Source organism: Microbispora catharanthi (assembly GCF_006334915.2).
GTDB lineage: Bacteria > Actinomycetota > Actinomycetes > Streptosporangiales > Streptosporangiaceae > Microbispora > Microbispora catharanthi.
Window position 1 is genome coordinate 88,722 of the sequence record NZ_VDMA02000005.1, and the last position, 15,435, is coordinate 104,156.

16 protein-coding genes and 1 tRNA gene are annotated in these 15,435 nt (G+C 70.6%); 11 read left to right on the forward strand and 6 right to left on the reverse strand.

All coding sequences use genetic code 11. The annotated features are described in order from the left end of the window. Nucleotides 1-12: 12 nt before the first annotated feature. Nucleotides 13-86, reverse strand: a tRNA-Pro gene (locus FH610_RS10945). 92 nt (nucleotides 87-178) lie between these two features. On the opposite strand from FH610_RS10945, the gene FH610_RS10950 reads away from it, so the two are divergent. Then, a complete protein-coding gene (locus tag FH610_RS10950) occupies nucleotides 179-613 on the forward strand; it encodes a hypothetical protein (RefSeq protein WP_139574215.1) in 435 nt (144 codons plus the stop codon). Between the two features lie 9 nt (nucleotides 614-622). Here the strand turns inward: FH610_RS10950 and FH610_RS10955 are convergent, their stop codons facing one another. Next, nucleotides 623-958, reverse strand: coding sequence for a DUF6458 family protein (locus FH610_RS10955; protein ID WP_139574216.1), 336 nt, complete (start codon nucleotides 956-958; stop codon nucleotides 623-625). A 118-nt stretch (nucleotides 959-1,076) separates the two neighbouring features. Between FH610_RS10955 and FH610_RS10960 the strand changes: the two genes are divergently transcribed. The 6 genes from FH610_RS10960 (at nucleotide 1,077) to FH610_RS10985 (ending at nucleotide 7,321) form a co-directional block, all read left to right on the forward strand. Then, entirely contained in the window at nucleotides 1,077-1,718 is a 642-nt protein-coding gene (locus FH610_RS10960) for a hypothetical protein (protein WP_240808891.1), read from the forward strand. Next, nucleotides 1,715-2,590, forward strand: coding sequence for a hypothetical protein (locus tag FH610_RS10965; protein ID WP_139574217.1), 876 nt, complete (start codon nucleotides 1,715-1,717; stop codon nucleotides 2,588-2,590). The genes FH610_RS10960 and FH610_RS10965 overlap by 4 nt, the downstream gene beginning before the upstream one ends. Before the next feature lie 7 nt (nucleotides 2,591-2,597). Next, nucleotides 2,598-2,792 carry a hypothetical protein gene (locus FH610_RS10970; protein WP_030509495.1) on the forward strand — a complete coding sequence of 65 codons (195 nt, stop codon included), beginning with the start codon at nucleotides 2,598-2,600 and terminating at the stop codon, nucleotides 2,790-2,792. A gap of 163 nt (nucleotides 2,793-2,955) precedes the next feature. Continuing rightward, entirely contained in the window at nucleotides 2,956-3,417 is a 462-nt protein-coding gene (locus FH610_RS45155; RefSeq protein WP_139574218.1) for a CBS domain-containing protein, read from the forward strand. A gap of 176 nt (nucleotides 3,418-3,593) precedes the next feature. Then, a complete protein-coding gene (locus FH610_RS10980) occupies nucleotides 3,594-5,327 on the forward strand; it encodes an ABC transporter ATP-binding protein (protein ID WP_139574219.1) in 1,734 nt (577 codons plus the stop codon). Then, nucleotides 5,324-7,321: an ABC transporter ATP-binding protein gene (locus FH610_RS10985; RefSeq protein ID WP_139574220.1), complete on the forward strand. Its 1,998-nt coding sequence runs from the start codon at nucleotides 5,324-5,326 to the stop codon at nucleotides 7,319-7,321. Before FH610_RS10980 ends, FH610_RS10985 begins: the two co-directional genes overlap by 4 nt. Before the next feature lie 46 nt (nucleotides 7,322-7,367). On the opposite strand, the gene FH610_RS10990 is transcribed toward FH610_RS10985, so the two are convergent. The 3 genes from FH610_RS10990 to FH610_RS11000 all read right to left on the reverse strand — a co-directional run bounded on the left by FH610_RS10990 (nucleotide 7,368) and on the right by FH610_RS11000 (nucleotide 9,998). Then, nucleotides 7,368-8,666 (reverse strand): NAD(P)/FAD-dependent oxidoreductase, encoded by a 1,299-nt coding sequence (locus tag FH610_RS10990; RefSeq protein WP_139574221.1) that lies wholly within the window; start codon nucleotides 8,664-8,666, stop codon nucleotides 7,368-7,370. A 15-nt stretch (nucleotides 8,667-8,681) separates the two neighbouring features. Next, nucleotides 8,682-9,098, reverse strand: coding sequence for an ATP-binding protein (locus FH610_RS10995; RefSeq protein WP_161627978.1), 417 nt, complete (start codon nucleotides 9,096-9,098; stop codon nucleotides 8,682-8,684). Nucleotides 9,099-9,218: 120 nt separating this feature from the next. Continuing rightward, the gene (locus tag FH610_RS11000) at nucleotides 9,219-9,998 is read right to left on the reverse strand and encodes a SigB/SigF/SigG family RNA polymerase sigma factor (RefSeq protein WP_139574223.1); all 780 of its coding nucleotides are present in this window, start codon (nucleotides 9,996-9,998) and stop codon (nucleotides 9,219-9,221) included. A gap of 186 nt (nucleotides 9,999-10,184) precedes the next feature. Between FH610_RS11000 and FH610_RS11005 the strand changes: the two genes are divergently transcribed. Beyond that, nucleotides 10,185-10,541, forward strand: coding sequence for an STAS domain-containing protein (locus FH610_RS11005; RefSeq protein ID WP_240808892.1), 357 nt, complete (start codon nucleotides 10,185-10,187; stop codon nucleotides 10,539-10,541). A gap of 97 nt (nucleotides 10,542-10,638) precedes the next feature. Here the strand turns inward: FH610_RS11005 and FH610_RS11010 are convergent, their stop codons facing one another. Further along, nucleotides 10,639-11,349 carry a GAF and ANTAR domain-containing protein gene (locus FH610_RS11010; RefSeq protein WP_139574225.1) on the reverse strand — a complete coding sequence of 237 codons (711 nt, stop codon included), beginning with the start codon at nucleotides 11,347-11,349 and terminating at the stop codon, nucleotides 10,639-10,641. 97 nt (nucleotides 11,350-11,446) lie between these two features. On the opposite strand from FH610_RS11010, the gene FH610_RS11015 reads away from it, so the two are divergent. The 3 genes from FH610_RS11015 to FH610_RS11025 all read left to right on the forward strand — a co-directional run bounded on the left by FH610_RS11015 (nucleotide 11,447) and on the right by FH610_RS11025 (nucleotide 15,414). Further along, nucleotides 11,447-13,252: a SpoIIE family protein phosphatase gene (locus FH610_RS11015; RefSeq protein WP_240808893.1), complete on the forward strand. Its 1,806-nt coding sequence runs from the start codon at nucleotides 11,447-11,449 to the stop codon at nucleotides 13,250-13,252. A gap of 65 nt (nucleotides 13,253-13,317) precedes the next feature. Beyond that, entirely contained in the window at nucleotides 13,318-14,247 is a 930-nt protein-coding gene (locus tag FH610_RS11020; RefSeq protein WP_139574226.1) for a sensor histidine kinase, read from the forward strand. Nucleotides 14,248-14,361: 114 nt separating this feature from the next. Then, entirely contained in the window at nucleotides 14,362-15,414 is a 1,053-nt protein-coding gene (locus FH610_RS11025) for a glycosyltransferase (RefSeq protein WP_139574227.1), read from the forward strand. Nucleotides 15,415-15,435 lie beyond the last annotated feature (21 nt).

Genomic DNA, 15,435 nt, shown 5'->3' on the forward strand with positions numbered 1-15,435 from the left:
GCTAGAACAGTGTCGGGACGGCGGGATTTGAACCCACGACCCCTTGACCCCCAGTCAAGTGCGCTGCCAAACTGCGCTACGTCCCGTTGCCCTGGTCTCCCCGGGCACACCCAAACCTTAGCGCAGTTTCCGCCCTCGTGCGTACACGAACCGCGCCAGTGGGCCTAGGCTGGCGATCATGGGGAGGAAGGCGCGCATCGACCAGGAAGAACTCGTCCGGCTGGCCGCCGAGGGGTGGGCCAACGCCCGTCTCGCCGAGCACTTCGGTGTCACCGAGTCGGGCATCCTGCAGGCGAAGCGAGCCGCCGGCCTGTCCAAGCCGATGACGGACCACAGCCGTGCCCTGCCGTGGAAACTCCGGCGCGAGCACAGCCAGAGCGGCCCCGCCACCAACCTGCGGAACCTCTCCGCCGCGGCTCAGGGCCGCCGGATTCCCAAGGACAGGCTCAATACCGCCCTGCGGTGGGCAAGCCGGCTGGTCGACAACGGGCTCGACATCGCCTACGACCCCGAGCGGGGCTTCCACGAGGTGCCCGCCGGGGACGACTCACACGTCGCCCGGGTCCTCGCCGAGGCCCGCGAAACCACGGACGCGGCGGGCACCGGTCCCTGACCGTACGGCTCACACACCGTCGCGCGGCAGGGGCGTGGTCTCCTCGCGTACGTGCACGTGGCGCTCGCCCGGGTGGACGGCGGTGTGCGACTCGGTCTCATGAATGTGGACGTGCGGCTCGGCCGCCGGGTCCACGGTGTACATCGTGTCCGGCTCGATGGTCTCCACCGTCTCCTCGGTCCGCGGGCGCCGGGTGTAGCGACCGGTCAACACCATGCCGACGACCCCCACGGCCATGAGAATCCAGCCGATCATTTGAAGGTCGATTCCAGGAACGTCCCATTTGACGGCGAACGCGAGAACCGCGCCGACCGCGATGAAGGCGAGACTGGCCCCGAAGCCCATGGCTACCTCCTCTGCTGGTCAACCGCCCTTTACCCGCAGAATCCGCGATTACGCAAGGCGTGAAGGCCGCATTCCCGGGCAGTGCGGATGAACAACGCACTCACCCCTGGAGGCAGATATGACCGCCGTAGCATGGGTGGCCGTCGTGATCGTCGCCGTGCTGGTGATCCTGGCAGTCGGCTACCTTGTGTCGGCACGCAACCGCCGGCGCCACCTGCAGGACCGTTTCGGGCCCGAGTACGAACGGACGGTGCGGGAGAGCGACAGCCGTAAAGAGGCCGAGCAGGAACTGCTCGCCCGCGAGGAGCGCCACGCCAAGCTGGACATCCGCCCGCTCGACCCGCAGACCCGGGAACAATACGCGAGGAAGTGGGCCGAGGTGCAGGAGCGCTTTGTAGACGCTCCCGGCTTCGCCGTGACCGAGGCGGACGCGCTGGTCACCGCGGTGATGGCCGAGCGCGGCTATCCCACGGACGAGTTCGAGCAGCGTCTGAGCGACCTGTCGGTGGCCCACGCCGCCACGCTCGACCACTACCGCAATGCCCACGACATCAGCAGCCGCGCCGCCCGGCAGGAGGCCACCACGGAGGAACTCCGCCAGGCGATGGTCCACTACCGCGCGCTGTTCCAGGAGCTTCTCGGCGACGGCGCCGACGTTGCTCTGCACGACCACGTCAACGGTGCCGCGTACACCACCGACGGCTACGACGGCGCCTCCATGACCGGCCACCACGCGCACGTACGGAAGGCGGGGCGATGACCATGCGGACGAACAGGTACGACGAGCGCGACAACGTCGCCGAGCAGCCGACTCCCGAGACCCCCGAGCCCCTCGAGGAGGAGGCACGCAGAGAGAGGGCTGTCGCGGACGCCGGGCGGGACGAGCACGAGGGTCCCGGTCCGGTCTACTCCCCCAGCGACGCGTACACCGCCGGCTACGCGGACGGCACGGCACGCGACGCCGGCGACCGCGCGTACCCGCGGGACACGACACCGGAAACCGGCGGTGACGCGCAGACGGACGGGACGACCGACGCGGACGGCGACGGCTCCCGCTTCCGCCAGCCCTACGGCCAGGCGGGCGACGACGTCCTCACGTCGCCCCAGACCGGAGGCAGGCACACGGCCGAGGGCGACCGCCTCGTCGCGGGCGGCCGTACGGACGACTACACCGAGCCCGGCACCCAGGCGGGTCCGTCCGGCGACGCCACGACCGGCGCGTACGACACCTACGACGACGACGCGCACCGCGACGCTGAGACGGACGGCACCGGATATGCCGAGGACCGCGCGACCGCCGGCGACGCCACTACGGCCGCCGCTACCGGCGCCACCGTCGACGGCCCGGTGGCCTACCCCGTTTCGACCACCACCGCCGCCTCCGGCGCGGCGTCCGTCCTGGACGAGGCGCTGGACAGCCGGTGGCGCGAGATCAAGACGGGCTTCGTCGACGATCCCCGTCAGTCGGTCGAGCAGGCGGACGCGCTCGTGGAGGAGGCCCTGTCGGCCCTCACCAGCCGCCGGCAGGCGCTGCTCGACCAGTGGAAGGACAACGAGCGGGGCGACACCGAGGCGCTGCGCCTGGCCCTGCACGAGTACCACGCGTTACTGGCCCACCTGACCCGGAAGTGAGGTAACAATGCTCGCCATCGCCGCGGCGGTCGTCTTCGGGATCGCCTTCCTCCTCGACCTTCTCAACGCGAGCATCGGCATCGGCCTGACCGCGCTGCTCGCCCTCGGTCTGTGCCTGCTGTCTCTGCACCAGGCCGGCGTCGGCACCGCCGGGGTGAACTCCTGGCGCGGCGGCTGGCGCGGCGGACGCGTCCGTCGCTGACCCCGCGACCCGAACGTCTCCCCCGGAAAACACCATTCCTGAAAACGCGAAGCGGTCTCGTGGGAGCACACCTCCCGCGAGACCGCAGAACCGTATAACCGTATAACCGTATAAACCGTATAACCGCAAGAATCCGCCCCACCGGCCCCCTCAGGAGACCGAGATGCCCCACAAGGTGGAAGAGGTCATGACGCGCGATCCGGTCACGCTGCCGGAGGAGGCCCCGGTGGTCAAGGCCGCCAAGCTGATGCGCGACCGCGGGATCGGCGACGTGCTGGTGATCGGCGACGGCCGGCTGTGCGGGCTGGTGACCGACCGGGACATCGTCGTACGCGCGGTCGCGGAGGGCAGGGACCTCGCCACCACCCCGCTGGCGACACTGTGCACCTGCGACGTGGTGACCGTCGGCCCCGACCAGGACGTGGCCGAGGCGGCGCGGCTGATGCGCGAGAAGGACGTGCACCAGCTTCCGGTGGTCGTGGACGGCCGCCCGGTCGGCGTCGTCGCCCTTGCCGACCTCACCCCGGACCTCACGCGCGACCTCACCCCCGGCCACGCCTCCGATCCCGCCATCGGCGGGATCGATCCCGAGCACGCATCCGGCCGCGCCCCCGCCCCGGCCTGACGGCCCGCGTACGCCCCCGCCTGACGGCCCGCGTACGGCCCTGCCACCCGCGCAGGAGGGCGGACGCCGGTGCCCTGTTCGCTCCTGCTGAAAATCACGGGTGAGTGAGCTAGCTGCTCATATAGCGTGTTCCGCATGATTTTGCCCTCCCCGCGACGCTCCCCTGGACCCCGGCCGTGCTGAGCCGCCTGCTCCGCACGTATCTGCGGCCCTACTCGCCCGCGCTCACGGCGGTGGTGCTGTTCCAGCTCGTCGGCACCATCGCCTCCCTGTACCTGCCCAGCCTGAACGCCGACATCATCGACCAGGGGGTGGCCACCGGCGACACCGGCTACATCCTGACCACCGGCGGCTGGATGCTGACCGTGTCCCTCGTGCAGATCGCCTGCTCGATCGCGGCGGTCTATCACGGTGCCCGGGTGGCGGCGGGGTTCGGCCGGGACGTCCGGTCGGCGGTCTTCCACCGCGTGAGCGGGTTCTCCCAGCGGGAGGTCGCCGAGTTCGGGGCTCCGTCGCTGATCACCCGCAACACCAACGACGTGCAGCAGATCCAGATGCTCGTGGTGATGACCTGCACGATGCTGGTCGCGGCGCCCATCATGGGGGTCGGCGGCATCATCATGGCCCTGCGTCAGGACGTCGGGCTGTCGTGGCTCATGCTGGTCTGCGTCCCGGTGCTGCTGGTCTCGATCGGGCTGATCGTCTTCCGCATGGTCCCGCAGTTCCGCGCCATGCAGACCCGCATCGACGTGGTGAACCAGGTGCTCCGCGAGCAGCTTTCCGGCATCCGCGTGGTGCGGGCCTTCGTCCGGGAGCGTGAGGAGACCCGCCGGTTCGCGCAGGCGAACGACGAGCTGACCGGGACGGCGCTGCGCGTCGGGCGGCTGACCGCGCTCATCTTCCCCACCGTGATGCTGATCCTCAACGCCTCCAGCGTCGCCGTGCTGTGGTTCGGCGCCGCCCGGGTGGACAGCGGTGAGATGCAGGTGGGCGCCCTCACGGCGTTCCTCATGTACCTGATGCAGATCCTCATGTCGATGATGATGGCCACCTTCATCTCGATCATGATCCCGCGCGCCGCGGTCTGCGCGGAGCGCATCGCCGAGGTGCTGGACACCGAGTCGTCGGTGCGCCCGCCCGAGCAGCCCGTACGGCAGGTGGACCGCCGGGCCGAGCTGGAGCTGCGTGACGTCGAGTTCCGCTATCCGGGCGCGGAGGCGCCGGTGTTGTCCGGTGTCTCCCTCCGCGTGGCCGCGGGACAGACCACCGCGGTCATCGGCAGCACCGGGTCGGGGAAGACGACCCTGGTCTCCCTGGTGCCCCGGCTGTTCGACGCGACGTCCGGCGCCGTGCTGATCGACGGTGCCGACGTACGCGACCTCGACCCCCAGATGCTCTGGACGCGCATCGGCCTGGTGCCGCAGAAGCCGTATCTGTTCACCGGCACCGTGGCGAGCAATCTGCGGTACGGCAACCCGGCCGCCACCGACGAGGAGCTGTGGGAGGCGCTGGAGATCGCCCAGGCCCGCGACTTCGTCGAGGCGATGCCCGAGGGCCTGCAGGCGCCGATCTCCCAGGGCGGCACCAACGTGTCCGGCGGGCAGCGCCAGCGCCTGTCCATCGCCCGCGCGCTGGTCGCCAAACCCGAGATCTATCTGTTCGACGACTCGTTCTCGGCACTCGACCTCACCACCGACGCCAGGCTGCGCGCCGCGCTGCGCCCGTACACGGCCGACGCCGCCGTGGTGATCGTCGCCCAGCGCGTCTCCACCATCGCCGACGCCGACCAGATCGTCGTCCTGGACGACGGCGTCGTCGTCGGCATCGGCACCCATGACGAGCTGCTCGGCACCTGCCCGACGTACGTCGAGATCGTCGAGTCCCAACTGACCGCGGGGAGTGCGGTATGAGCGACCGGCCCACGGCACGGCCCACAGCACCGGCGCGACCGCGGCCCGCCGGAGGCGGCGGTTTCGGGCCCTTCGGCGGCGGGCAGATGCCGGCGGAGAAGTCGATGAACTTCGGCCCCTCCGTCCGGCGGCTACTGCGCCGGTTGAGCCCGGAACGGCCGAGGATCCTGGCCGTGATCGGCCTCGCCGTGATCAGCGTGGTGTTCTCCGTCATCGGGCCGAAGCTGCTCGGCCGCGCGACCGACGTGATCTTCAGTGGCGTGATCGGCGGGCGGCTGCCCGCGGGAACGACCAAGGAGCAGGCCGTGCAGGGCCTGCGCGCCTCGGGCCACGGCGACTTCGCCGACATGCTCTCAGGGATGGACGTCGTTCCCGGTCACGGCATCGACTTCGGCGCGCTGGCCACGGTCCTGGCCTGGGTGCTGGGGCTGTATGTCGCGGCGTCGCTGTTCATGTGGCTGCAGGGCCGGCTGCTCAACGACGTGACGCAGCGCACGGTGTTCCGCCTCCGGGCCGACGTCGAGGACAAACTGCACCGGCTCCCGCTGAAGTTCTTCGACGGCCAGCCGCGCGGCGAGCTGCTCAGCCGGGTCACCAACGACATCGACAACGTGTCCCAGACCCTGCAGCAGACGCTGAGCCAGCTGCTGAGCTCGCTGCTCACCGTGATCGGCGTGCTGGTCATGATGTTCGTGATCTCGCCGCTGCTCGCGGTGATCGCGCTGGTGACGATCCCGGTCACGATGATCGTCACCGGGCAGATCGCCAAGCGCTCACAGAAGCAGTTCGTCGCCCAGTGGGCCCACACCGGCACGCTGAACGCCCACATCGAGGAGGCGTTCACCGGTCACGAGCTCGTGAAGGTCTTCGGGCGGGGCCCGGAGGTCGAGCAGGTGTTCCGGGAGCGGAACGAGGCTCTGTACAAGGCGAGCTTCGGCGCGCAGTTCATCTCCGGGATCATCATGCCGGCGATGATGTTCATCGGGAACCTCAACTACGTCGCCATCGCGGTCGTCGGCGCCGTACGGGTGGCCAACGGGTCGATGAGCCTGGGCGACGTCCAGGCGTTCATCCAGTACTCCCGGCAGTTCACCCAGCCGCTGACCCAGGTCGCCTCGATGGCCAACCTGCTGCAGTCGGGGGTGGCCTCAGCCGAGCGGGTCTTCGAGCTGCTGGACGCCGAGGAGCAGATGCCCGACCCCGCCGACCCGGTGCTGCCCGCCGCCCGGCGGGGGCGCGTCGAGTTCGAGCACGTGTCCTTCAGGTACGACCCCGAGCAGCCCCTCATCGAGGACCTGTCTCTGGTGGCCGAACCCGGGCACACGATCGCGATCGTCGGCCCGACCGGCGCGGGGAAGACCACGCTGGTCAACCTGATCATGCGCTTCTACGAGCTGGACGCGGGCCGCATCACCCTCGACGGCGTCGACATCACGGCGATGCGCCGCGAGGACCTGCGCTCCCAGATCGGCATGGTGCTCCAGGACACCTGGCTGTTCGGCGGGACGATCCGCGACAACATCGCCTACGGCAACCCCAGGGCCACCGAGGAGGAGATCCAGGCGGCGGCACGGGCGACGTACGTCGACCGGTTCGTCCGCACCCTTCCGGACGGGTACGACACCGTGATCGACGAGGAGGGCGGCAACATCAGCGCCGGCGAGAAGCAGCTGCTGACCATCGCCCGCGCCTTCCTCGCCAACCCGTCCCTGCTCATCCTGGACGAGGCGACCAGCTCGGTCGACACCCGCACCGAGGTCCTGGTGCAGCACGCGATGGCCGCGCTGCGCAGCGACAGGACCAGCTTCGTCATCGCCCACCGGCTGTCCACCATCCGCGACGCCGACCTCATCCTGGTGATGGAGGCCGGGAGCATCGTCGAGCACGGCACCCACGACGAACTGCTCGCCACCCGAGGCGCCTACCACCGGCTCTACTCGGCCCAATTCGCCGGTGCCCTGGCCGGCGACGACACCCCCACGGAAGTGGGCTGAGGAGTGCCGCGTGGCCTCGGGTCACGCGGCGCTCCCTCACAGCGGGTCACGAGCGGGCGGACAGGGTGAACTCCTTGCGCGGCTCCTCGATGGCCCCCAGGGAGACGATCTCCCGGGGGAAGAACAGCCCGAGCGTCCAGTCCATGAGGATCCGGGTCTTCTTGTTGAAGGTCGGCATCCGCGTCAGGTGATAGGTGCGGTGCATCAACCAGGCGGGGAAGCCGCGAAGCTCCCGGCCGTAGATCTGCGCGACCCCCTTGTAGAGTCCCAGGCTCGCCACCGATCCCGCGTACTTGTGCCGGTACGGCCGCTGGGCCTCCCCCCGCAGCGCCGCGAGCAGGTTGTCGGCCAGCGTCTTGGCCTGCCGCACGGCGTGCTGGGCGTTGGGCGGGCAGAACTCGCCCGGCCGGGTGAGGTCGGGGACGGCGGCGGAGTCGCCCGCGGCGAAGGCGAAGTCGGTGCCGTGCACGCGCAGGTAGGGATCGACCCTGATCCTGCCCCTCTTGTCCAGCGGCAGGTCGCCCGCGCCGACCAGCGGGTTGGGCTTGACGCCCGCCGTCCAGACGAGGGTGTCGGCCTCGAACTCCTCGCCGTCGCTCAGCACGATGCGGCAGCCCTCCGCGGACTTCAGCAGCGTGCCCATGCGGATCTCGATGCCCCGCTCGCGCAGCTGCAGGGCCGTCCACTTGCCCATGTCGGGGCCCACCTCGGGCAGGATGCGGTCGGTGGCCTCGACGAGCATCCAGCGCATGTCCTCGCGACGCAGCCCGGCGAAATACTTGAGCGCGCCCGCCGCCATGTCCTCCAGCTCGGCCAGGGCCTCCACGCCGGCGTAGCCGCCGCCGACGAAGACGAAGGTGAGGGCCTTGCGGCGAACCTCCGGGTCCGGCGTGGACGCGGCGATGTCGAGGCGGCCGAGCACGTGGTTGCGCAGGGCGATGGCCTCTTCGATGGTCTTGAAGCCGATGCCGTACTCGGCCAGGCCGGGCACCGGAAGCAGCCGTGAGATCGAGCCCGGCGCGACGACCAGGTAGTCGTAGTCGATGGTGAGGTCGGGCCCCTCGTGCGGGGTGAACTCCGCCTTGCGGTCGCCCAGCCGCACCTGGGTGACCCGCCCGCTGAGGATCTGGCACTTGTTCAGCACCCGCCTGAGCGGGACGACGACGTGCCGCGCCTCGATGTTCCCGGCCGCCGCCTCCGGCAGGAAGGGCTGGTAGGTCATGTAGGAGTCGAGGTCCGCGACGGTCACGAGTGCCTCGCCGCGGCGGAGCCTGCGTTGCAGGCGGAGTGCTGTGTACATGCCGACGTATCCGCCGCCGACGATCAGAATCCGTGGGACAGCCATGGCTGTCCCCTACCCCTACTCAAGGAGGAAACGCATCGTCACCGTGGTCCCCCTGGGACCGGTGGTGACCTGGAGGTCGTTGCTCAACATGCGCGCGACCCAGAGCCCCATGCCGCTGGTCGCGTCCTCCGGAGGCGGGTCGTGGCCCGGCTCGCCCTCAAGACGCCACTCCCGGCCGTCGTCGTGCACGGCGACCACCAGGGCCGGCCCCTCACGCCAGATGCCCAGCCGCGCCTTCGTCGACCCGTGGGTGACCGCGTTGGTGGCGACCTCGTTGAGCGCGACGAGGAAGTCGCCGATCGCGTCCTCCCGCATGTCGCGACGCAGCGCCTCGGCGGCGGCGAACTCCCGCAGATCGGGCAGATCGGCTAAGGAGAAGGCACGCTCCCTCGCCGCTCTGGTGACGTGCGCGGGAACGCCGTCATCTTTCACCCGGTACACGCCTCCCGCCGGAAATTTGGCCGTCTCAGGATCTATGGGCTGTGGGCAGGACGAAGATACCCCGGGACACCGCCTTGGCACAGACGGTGTCCCGGGCATCGCCGCATCCTCTCATCCCGCGACGAGCTCCGCCCGGAGCTGGTCGAGGGTCTTGCGGAGGATCCGTGAGACGTGCATCTGCGATATGCCGAACTCCGCCGCGATCTCGGCCTGCGTCATGTTGCCGTAGAAGCGCAGCAGGAGGATGTTCTTCTCCCGCTCGGGGAGGAGGTCGATGAGAGGCTTCAGAGCCTCGGCGTCCACCAGGGTGTCGAGCGCGTCGTCCTCTTCGGGGATCACGTCGCCGAGGGCGGCGGCATCGTCGTCGGCCCCGATCGGCGCGTCCAGGGAGAGGGTGCTGTACGCCGCGGAGGCGTCCATGGTGAGGAGCATGTCCTCCTCGGACAGACCCATCTTCTTGGCGAGCTCGGCGACGGTGGGGAACCGGCCCAGCTCCTGGGTCATGTCGGCGACGTGCCGGTTGAGCTCGGCCCGGCGCTCCTGGTAGAGGCGGGGCACCCGGACGGCCCAGGTGCGGTCCCGGAAGTGCCGCTTGACCTCGCCCGTCATGGTGACCATGGCGTATCCGCGGAAGCTGTGGCCCAGGGTGGGGTCGAAGCCGTTGATGGCCTTCATGAGGCCGACGTACGCGGCCTGGAGGAGGTCTTCCATCGGCTCGCCACGGTTGAGGTACCGCCGGGCGATGTCCCTCGCCATCGGACGGTGCATTTCTACGATCTTCTCACGGAGGCGTTCCCGCCGCTCCTCGGACAGTCCGTCCTCGGCCAGCTCGGCCAGGAGCTCTTCGGCGGTCGGATTGCTGACGGTCTCTGCACGGACCTCGGCAGCCATCTGCGCAGTCCCCTCGTATTTTCTCGCGAGGGCGCCTACGCGCTGGGGTGACCACGCAGAAGGCACGCCTCGCTACAGTATCGAGACGAGGCCCTCTGCTGGACCTCTGCTTCAGTATATTGCCCCAAAATCAGGAGTATCACCACCCCTTCGGCACCAGTAATGTTGCCGCAGAGGAGGCGCGAGGTGTCTAACAACGGACTGCTGTCCCTGACGTCCAGCATGTCGGGGGACATCGTGGTGATCCATGTGAACGGTGTCCTCGACGCCACGACACGTGAGCAGTTCTCGGACTATCTGGACGCCGCGGCGGACGACCACGGCCCCGGCATGATCCTTGACCTGGGCGGCGTGACGTTCATGGACTCCCGGGCGCTGGGCCTGATCGTGCATCACTGGCAGCGCTCGACCACGGCCGGCGCCAACTTCGCGCTGATCTCCGTGCAATACCCGAACTCCAAGGTCATGTGGGTCACCGGCCTGTCGGAACGGCTGCCCCTGTTCGACACCCTCGACGAGGCCCTGGCCGCGTTCGCCGCGTAGACCTCGCCGCGCCCCGCCGCCACCCCGCGCTGCCACTCTCCGCCTCCACCCTCCGCTGCCATTCCGCGCCGGCCGCCGCCCGCGCGTACGGCCCCTTTCAGGCCGGGGCGGCTCCCCCGTGCTTCTGCTGGTGCTCGGTCACCAGGAGCTTGGCCAGGTCGGCCACCTTGACCTGATGGTGCTGCGACACCCGCCTGAGCTCCTCGAACGCCTCCTCGGCGGAGCAGCCGCTCTTCGACATGATGATGCCCTTGGCCTGGTCGATCACCGACCGGCCCGCCAGGGCCTCCTGCATCTGTGCCGCGCCGGTCAGGACGTCGTCGAACTCCCAGATGTTGGCCAGCGCCACGGTGACCTGCTCGCGCAGCAGGGCCATGAGCGTGCCGCCGGAGCTGAACACACCGGGGCGCACGCCGTACAGGCCGATGATCACGACGGCGCCTTCCACGGCGATCGGCACGACGAGGACCGAGCGCACCCCGTGCCGCACGGCGGTGGCGGCGTAGCGGGACCAGCGGGACTCGCGCATCACGTCCGGAATCGCCATCGGGCGCCCGGTGGACAGCGCCTCCCTCGACGGGCCCTCGCGCAGGTCGCGCTCGCGGTCGATCAGCACGGTGAGCTCGCTGTGGGAGGCGGCCAGCAACACGCGCTCCTCCATCCACAGCTCGGCGGTGCCGCCGGCGCAGCCGGGGACGCCGCGCGCGACCGCCTCGGTGATGCCGCGCAGAACGCTCTCGGCCGACGTGCCCTCTGTCACACGGCCCAGCGCCGCGAGGTCACGCGCGAGAATGGATGTCGTCTCCATGGTAGAAAGACCATTCCCATAGTTTTCGGGTTAATCCAGGCTGGATCGATTAGACCCGGGGTTTGGCGTAGCGTCTACGTCGAGAGAGGGGGGCAGCTTGCCCGACACCGCCGAGCTCGAGCGCGCGTTGAGCGGGCTCGCCGACCGCATCGCCACCCTACGGGAAGATCCCGATCCGGGTGCGATGCTACGGGAGCTGGACGCCGCCGAGGAACTGGTCCGCAAGGCCCTGAGCGAGCTGGCGCGCAACCGCAGGCGCAGGGACGGCGGCAGCCAGCGCGAGCAGAAGCTGCTGCGCCAGGTTTTCCGCGCGCTGCCGATCCCAGTGATCATCATGGACACGGGCGGCACGGTGCGCCGTATCAACAACGAGACCACGCGCCTGCTCGGCAGCCCGGCCGGCTACCTCCTCGGCCGCGCCTTCCCCCTGCTCGTCGACGTGACCGCCCGGGCCGCGTTCCGGCAGCGGTTCGCCGCCGTCCTCCACGGCGACGACAGCGCCTCGTTCCAGACCCGGCTGGCCCACCAGGGCCGCGCCCACACCGTACGGCTGGTGCTGAGCCGCCTGCGCATGCCGGGCGAGCCGCAGGAGATGATCGCCGGGGTCGTGCTGCCCACCGAGGTCCAGCTGCCCGAGCCGGCCGTACAGGCGGGCGTGCCCGACGACGCGGCGGTCCTGGCGGCGGCCAGGCGGCACGAGCTGCTGTCGCGGCTGACCGGGCTGCTGCTGGACGAGGAGAGCCTGCGCGAGCCCGTCGCCCTGCTGCGGGCGGCCCGCCTGCTGGCGGCGGAGACGGCCGACTGGGTGATCGCGGACGTCGCCAGGGACGGCGGCCTGGCCCGGTCGATCGTCATCGGGCCGAGCGACCAGCCGGTCGGGCGGCTGCAGCGGACGGTCGAGGAGGCCCCGCCCGCGCTGGCTCCGGTCGTGGAGCAGGTGATGACCACGCAGAGCGGCGTCGTCCACGAGATGCTGACCGACGACTCCCTGCTCGGCGGCGACGTGCTCCAGGCGATGCGCGCGGGCTCGCTGCTCAGCGTGCCGATCCGCGCCGACGACGAGGCGCGCGGCGTGCTCACGCTGGTGCGGCTGCGCGACCGGCCGCCGTTCGGCCTGGCCGACCTGGGCCTGCTGGAGGAGATCGGCCTGCACCTCGGCCTGGCGATGCGCGCCCAGCAGGGGTTCCAGCGACGGGCGCAGGCCGCCGACACCCTGCAGACCGGCGTGCTCCCCCGCACGCTCCCCGAGATCCCCGGCTTCGAGATCGCCGCCGCCTATCACCCCGGCTCCGGCATGCGCGCCATCGGCGGCGAGTTCTACGACGTGTTCCCCGTCAAGAACGGATGGGGCTTCGTGATCGGCAGCGCGGCGGGGCGCGGCGAGGAGGCGGCCGCCGTCACCGCCATGGTCCGCAACGGCCTGCGCGTGCTGAGCGTGTGGGAGGACGACCCGGGGCAGGCGCTGCGCAAGGTCAGCGACGCCCTCGTCGCGCAGAACACGGGCCTTTTCGTGATGGCCGCCGCGGGCTTCGTCCGGGGTCGCAAGGTGCGGCTCGCCTCCGCGGGGCACCACCCCACGGCGCTGATCCAGCCGGGCGGCGGCGTCCGGTTCTCCGAGGGCGGCGGCGTCCCGCTGGGCTTCGAGGAGGGCTCGGTCCCCGCGACGGAGGAGCTCACGCTGTCGGCCGGGGAGACGCTCGTCCTCTACAGCGACGGCCTGGTGGGCTCGCAGAGCCCCGCCGGGGACAACTACGGCGAGCAGCGGCTCACCGAGGCCCTCGCCCGCTGCGCCGGGCAGCCCCCGGGCGCCGTCGTCAAGGCCATCGAGGAGGACCACCGGGCCTTCTGCGGCAGCCACGCGGTCGACGAGATCACCGTCCTCACGCTGCGCCGATCCCGCTGACGGGATTTGCCGCCGCCTCGGCGACGTGGTGGACTGAGGTGAATGCGATACGTGGGGGCGGTCGCATGACTGAGTTCATCCACGAAGCCGGTCTGTACGGCTCCGACGACGAGTTCCTCGGGATGGCCGTGCCGTTCGTCCGGGACGGGCTGCACAAGGGCGAGCCGGTGATGGTCACCACGACCGCGGGAAACCTCGATCTCCTCGGCGCCGCGCTCGGCCAGGACGCCCGGCGCGTCGACTACGCCGAGAGCGCGTACTTCGGCCGCCGCACCGCGCAGCGGGCGGCCGCGTTCCTGCGCTACTGGGAGCGCAACGCGGCCCGCGGGCGGGTCCGCGTTCTGGCCGAACCGGTGTGGGCGGGCCGCTCGGCCCGCGACGTCGTGACCTGGAAGCGGATGGAGTCGGGGCTCAACGTCATCCTGGCCGGCACGGGCGTGTGGATGATCTGCCCGTACGACACCAGGACGGCCGGTCCCGGCCTCGTCGAGGACGCGCTGCGTACCCACCCCTCGATCAGCGTCGGCGGCCGGGAGCGGCGGCCCTCCCCCACGTACGCCGACCCGGCGCGCTTCATCGGCGAGTGCGACCGCGAGCCGCTGCCGGAGATTCCCCGAGACGCGGCGGTCGCGACGATCGGTCACCTGCGGCGCGTGCGGCACTTCGCCGGCGAGCAGGCCCGGTCCCACGGCCTGGCGGAGGACAGGGCCGCGATGCTGTGCGTGGCCGTGCACGAGGCGGCCCGCTACCTGGGCCTGCCGCTGATCGCCCGGATGTGGGAGACGTTCGGGGCGCTGGTGTGCGACCTGTGGGCCGGCCGGGAGACGGAGTGTGATCCGCTCGCCGGTTTCACTCCTCCGGGCCCGGACGAGCGGCCTGGGGACGGCCTGTGGGTGGCCCGCCAGATCTGCGACTACCTGGACATCCGGCAGGAGGAGGGCGGCTGCCGGATCAGACTGCAGGCGGCCACGGCGCGGCTGCAGGAGTCGGCATGATTTTTCCCGATTAGGCGTTTAGCGCGAATCAGAGTAAGGTAAACATCATCTACATCGATCGTGCCTAGGACGCAGGCACACCCTTTCAGACGCCTTCCTGTCTTGAGGTGTGCCATGGATATCGCGATCGTCTCCGCGCACGAGCTGACTCCCGACACTCCCGCCATCGCCCGTGAGCTGGGGCGGGGCCACCGGGTGACCGTCTACACCCGCTCGAAGGTCCAGGGGGACGGCGTCGAGCACGTGCCCGCCGGACCCGACATGGAGCTGTCGGAAAGCGACCTCCTCCCCTACATCTCGGACTTCAGCGACGGCCTGCGGCGCAGGTGGCGGGAGCACCGCCCGGACATCATCCACGCCTACTCGTGGTCCAGCGGCCTGGCCGCCATCGCCGGGTCCGAGGGCCTGGGCGTGCCGGTCACCCAGACCTTCCACAGTCACTACGACGACGCCCGGAGCGCCGCGCCGGTGCGGCGGCTCGAGTGCGCGATCGGCCGCCGGGCCAGGGCGGTCATCGCCGCCTGCGCCGACGAGGAGTCCGAGCTGATCCGGATGGGCGTGCCGCGCCGCAACATCTCGGTCGTCCCGCACGGCGTGGACATCGAGCGCTTCCGCCGTCAGGGCCCGGCCTTCCCGAGGGGCGAGCGGCCCCGCCTCCTCCACGTGGGGCACGTGGGCGCCGACTGGGCCGTGCACGCCCTGCGGGCCGTACCGGAGGCCGAGCTCGTGATCGCGGGCGGCGACGACCAGAGCGTCGAGCGACTGCGCGCCCTCGCCGGGGAGCACGGCGTGGCGGACCGCGTGGAGATGCTCGGCATGGTCCCGCACACCGCGATGCCCAAGCTCATGCGCAGCGCCGACCTGGTGCTGTCGCTGCCGCCGACCGTCCCCACGGGCACGGCCGCGCTGGAGGCCATGGCCTGCGGCATTCCGGTCATCGCCTCGGCCGCCGGGGCGCACCTCGACTCGGTGGTGGACGGCGTGACCGGATTCCTGACCCGGCCCGACCGCCCGCTGGAGATCGCCCACCGGATCCGCCGCCTGCTCGGCGACGCCACCCTGCGCACGGCCATCGGCTACGCGGCCGCCGACCGCGCCCGTTCCCGCTATTCGGTCGAGCGAATCAGCATGGAACTGCTCCGCGTTTACGAGAAGACGTGCGCGTAAAGGCAAGCGATATTACCGGAT

What these genes read in the sequence shown, in the direction of transcription:
- FH610_RS10950 (WP_139574215.1), top strand. Translation starts at nt 179, where the DNA reads ATGGGGAGGAAGGCGCGCATCGACCAGGAAGAACTCGTCCGGCTGGCC.
- FH610_RS10955 (WP_139574216.1), bottom strand. Translation starts at nt 958, where the DNA reads ATGGGCTTCGGGGCCAGTCTCGCCTTCATCGCGGTCGGCGCGGTTCTC.
- FH610_RS10960 (WP_240808891.1), top strand. Translation starts at nt 1,077, where the DNA reads ATGACCGCCGTAGCATGGGTGGCCGTCGTGATCGTCGCCGTGCTGGTG.
- FH610_RS10965 (WP_139574217.1), top strand. Translation starts at nt 1,715, where the DNA reads ATGACCATGCGGACGAACAGGTACGACGAGCGCGACAACGTCGCCGAG.
- FH610_RS10970 (WP_030509495.1), top strand. Translation starts at nt 2,598, where the DNA reads ATGCTCGCCATCGCCGCGGCGGTCGTCTTCGGGATCGCCTTCCTCCTC.
- FH610_RS45155 (WP_139574218.1), top strand. Translation starts at nt 2,956, where the DNA reads ATGCCCCACAAGGTGGAAGAGGTCATGACGCGCGATCCGGTCACGCTG.
- FH610_RS10985 (WP_139574220.1), top strand. Translation starts at nt 5,324, where the DNA reads ATGAGCGACCGGCCCACGGCACGGCCCACAGCACCGGCGCGACCGCGG.
- FH610_RS10990 (WP_139574221.1), bottom strand. Translation starts at nt 8,666, where the DNA reads ATGGCTGTCCCACGGATTCTGATCGTCGGCGGCGGATACGTCGGCATG.
- FH610_RS11000 (WP_139574223.1), bottom strand. Translation starts at nt 9,998, where the DNA reads ATGGCTGCCGAGGTCCGTGCAGAGACCGTCAGCAATCCGACCGCCGAA.
- FH610_RS11010 (WP_139574225.1), bottom strand. Translation starts at nt 11,349, where the DNA reads ATGGAGACGACATCCATTCTCGCGCGTGACCTCGCGGCGCTGGGCCGT.
- FH610_RS11020 (WP_139574226.1), top strand. Translation starts at nt 13,318, where the DNA reads ATGACTGAGTTCATCCACGAAGCCGGTCTGTACGGCTCCGACGACGAG.
- FH610_RS11025 (WP_139574227.1), top strand. Translation starts at nt 14,362, where the DNA reads ATGGATATCGCGATCGTCTCCGCGCACGAGCTGACTCCCGACACTCCC.